The sequence below is a fragment of the Streptomyces sparsus genome (assembly GCF_054776295.1).
The window spans coordinates 1-3496 of the sequence record NZ_BAAHCA010000515.1; the positions used below are offsets into that span (position 1 = coordinate 1).

The 3496-nt window shown below is 73.1% G+C and carries 3 protein-coding genes; all 3 read right to left on the bottom strand.

Annotation, left to right across the window (positions count from 1 at the left end):
* On the bottom strand, positions 1 to 1970 hold a 1970-nt coding region (locus ACYVE9_RS19455), incomplete at its 3' end, for a HelD family protein (protein ID WP_461029166.1).
* Between the two features lie 99 nt (positions 1971 to 2069).
* Positions 2070 to 2771: an anti-sigma factor family protein gene (locus ACYVE9_RS19460; protein ID WP_461029167.1), complete on the bottom strand. Its 702-nt coding sequence runs from the start codon at positions 2769 to 2771 to the stop codon at positions 2070 to 2072.
* Positions 2768 to 3307 carry a sigma-70 family RNA polymerase sigma factor gene (locus ACYVE9_RS19465; protein WP_461029168.1) on the bottom strand — a complete coding sequence of 180 codons (540 nt, stop codon included), beginning with the start codon at positions 3305 to 3307 and terminating at the stop codon, positions 2768 to 2770. Before ACYVE9_RS19465 ends, ACYVE9_RS19460 begins: the two co-directional genes overlap by 4 nt.
* Positions 3308 to 3496: the final 189 nt, after the last annotated feature.

Below are 3496 nucleotides of genomic sequence, written 5' to 3' on the forward strand. Positions count from 1 at the left end.
GCCGGCGTGAAGCGCGGTACCAGGCCGGTGGAGCGGACGGCTCTGGGCGGCCGGGTGCCGGGCATCGCGAGCGCCAGCACCCGGGACGCCAACTCGGCGACCTCGGCCGGGTTGCGGTAGTTGACGGTCAGTTCGAAGCGGCGCCTGGGCCGGGCGCCCAGCGCCTCGTCCCGGGCCTCCCCGGCCTCCTCCGGGTCCGACCAGGAACTCTGCGCGGGGTCTCCGACCACCGTCCAGGTGGCCTGCCGGCCCCGGCGGCCGACCATGCGCCACTGCATGGGGGTGAGGTCCTGCGCCTCGTCGACGATGACGTGGGCGTAGTCGCGGCGCTCGCCCTCGGGCTGGTCCGCCCGTTCGCCCCGGCTGCGGCGGCGGGTCGGGTCGCGGTCGGCGAAGGTGCTCAGCTCGGCCAGCCCGGTGAGGTGGTCCAGCGGGTCGGCGACCCGCTTGCGGGGCCGGGCCGGTGTGCCCAGCACGGTGTGGAGCTCGTCCAGCAGGGCGACGTCGTGCACCGACAGCGGACCGTTGCCGTCGGCGTCCAGCCGGGCCAGCGACCGGGCCAGCCGCCGGCTCTCCCGGGTCTGGAGGATGCGGCGCGCCCAGCGGCCCAGCCGGCGTTCGTCGGCCATCGCGGCCAGCACCCGGCGCGGGGTCAGCTCCGGCCACCACCCGTCCAGGAAGGTGAGGAAGTCGTCCTCGGAGGAGATGTCCTCGTCGAACGCCTCCCTCGCCTCGGCGGCGAGTTCCGGATCGGTGTAGCGGGCGCGGGCGCCCGACTTGTCCCACAGCGCGTCCAGCAGCAGTCGGCGGGCCCGCGGCCGGAGGAGGTTGACGGGCGCGGTGCCGCCGAACGCGGTCTCCCGGATGGCGGCCAGCTCCGCCGCCTCCAGTTCGACGCGGGCGCCGAAGGCGACCACCCGCAGCCGCTCCGGGTCGACGGCGGCCGCCGCGCTCAGTTCCAGGGCGCCGCGGGCCGCCCGGCGCAGCACCTTCACCATGCGGGCCGAGCCCTTGACCCTGGCGACCGGCTGCGGGTCGTAGGTGTCGGCCTCGGCACCGTCCACGAGTGAGCCGAGCGCCCGGATCACGACCTGGCCCTCCTCGCCCAGCGAGGGCAGCACGCCCTCGGTGTAGGACACCAGCAGCGGGGTGGGGCTGACGATGAGGATGCCGCCGGCGTAGCGGCGGCGGTCCTGGTAGAGCAGGTAGGCGGCGCGGTGCAGGGCGACGGCTGTCTTGCCCGTGCCGGGGCCGCCCTCGACCTCCGTGACGGAGGCGGCGGGCGCCCTGATCACGAGGTCCTGCTCGGCCTGGATGGAGGAGACGATGTCGCGCATGGCGTGCGTGCGGGCCCGGCCCAGGGCGGCCATCAGCGCGCCGTCGCCGACCACCGCCAGCTCCTCGCCGTTCAGCTCCGCGGTCAGCTCGGGGCGCAGCAGGTCGTCCTCGACGCCGAGCACGCGCCGGCCCCGGGAGCGGATGACCCGGCGGCGCACGACCCGGCCGGGGTCGACCGGGGTGGACCGGTAGAAGGGCGCCGCCGCCGGCGCCCGCCAGTCGATGACCATCGGCGTGTACTCGGCGTCGAGCACGCCGATGCGGCCGATGTGCAGCGTCTCGGCGATCTCGGCGGTGCCGTCCGGCCGCACCGCGTCCTCGGCGGGTTCCACCGAGGTGAATGCGCCGTCCGGGCCCCGCTTGCCGTGTTTGCCGGGCAGCAGGTCGATCCGCCCGAACAGGAAGTCCTCGAACTCGTTGTTGAGCCGACTCAGGTGCACTCCGGCCTGGAAGACCTGCGCGTCCCGTTCGGCGAGCGCGCCCGGCGTGCCGACCTGGGCACGTTTGGCGGCGTCGTCCATCAGGAACTCGGCTTCGTGGATCTTCTCTTCCAGGCGGCGGTACACCGTGTCCAGATGGGCCTGCTCACCGTGGACTTCCCGGTCACGCACGCCAGTGTCCTGCGCATCCAACGCGGGGCCCCCTTCTGCTGTTACTCAGGGCAGCCGTTAACCGTACGCGACCCGAGGGGTCGCGGCGCACACGGTCGGCGTGAAGGGGGCACGCGTCGTTCAGGCGGTCACGGTGACCAGGTTCTCGCCTTCGAGGGTGCGGACCTCGAAGCGCTCGATCTCGTCCCGCTCGTAGGCGGTGCCGCCGTGGTAGTAGCGCGGGTTCTTCCAGCCGTAGCCGTCCTCGGGAACGGCCCAGGTGGTGACCGTCTGCTCGGTGCCGTCCTTGCCGACGGCGACGAGTCCGCAGGTGCGCGGACCGGTCACGTTGGCCAGCTTGACGGCGACCTCCGTGCCCCAGTCCTTCGACGAGAGCGAGACCGTGGCGTCGACCTTCGTGTTCGGGTCGGCGGCGTTGATCTTCTCGCCGCTCTCGAACATGGCCTGAACCGTGCCCGTCGGCGGGGCCTCGGAGTTGTCCCCGAGCAGGGCCGCGCCGGCCAGCGGGCCGCCGATGATCAGTGCCGCGGCTGCCGCGACGAGGTACAGCCGGCGGCGCTTGCGGCCCCGGCGTTCGGCGGCGACCGTGCTCATCAGCCCGTCCAGCAGCTGCCGGCTCGGGCGGGGCGTCAGCGAGGGGATGTCGGGCGCGGTGTGGCTGTACTCGGCCAGCAGCGGGCCGAGACCCATGAGTTCCTCGAGCTCGAAGGCGCAGCGCTGGCAGGCGGCGAGATGCTCCTCGAAGCGGGCCGCGTCGGCCGAGTCGAGCGCACCGATCGCGTACGCGCCGACGTCGGTGTGGTGCGCGGGCGGCGAGGTCATGCCGTCACTCCTCTTTCCTCGAGCGAGAGCTTCATGGAGCGCAGCGCGTAGAAGACCCGGGACCGGACGGTTCCCGGTGGTACCTGGAGCACTGCTGCCGCCTCGTTCACCGTTCGCCCCTTGAAGTACGTCTCGACGAGCGCCTCCCGATGCGCGTCGGTCAAGTCTCCCAAAGCTTCGGAGATGGTCATCAGGCGCAGGGCCCGGTCGATCTCGTCCGCCGCGGGTATCGACTCCAGCGGAGCGGCGTCCACCTCCTGCGGCCTGGCCTGCCGGCTGCGGTGCCCGTCGATGACGATCCGCCGGGCCACCGTCACCAGCCAGGGCCGGATGGAGCCCGTGGCGCGCTGGAGCTGGTCCGCGTTGCGCCAGGCGCGCAGCAGGGTCTCCTGCACCACGTCTTCGGCCCGGTACCGGTCTCCGCCCACCAGTCTGAGGACGAATCCGAGCAGGGGCCCGGCGTGCTCGTCGTAGAGGGCCTTCATGAGGGCGTCGTCCTGCGACGTTCTGTCAGCCACGCAGGCATCCTCACTCACGCTTGCCCCCTGGTCGATACCGTGCAACGTTTCTTGTCACACTCATACGGAGTCCTGGCCAGGGGCGTTCAGCCAGTGGGGATTCCGGCCCTGGATCCCACCACCGGCGGCGTCCGCTCGGCCGTTCGCGGGGGCGCGGCCGGTACCGCACGGCGCGACGGCGTGCCCCGGCGCGCGGGCGAACGCCCA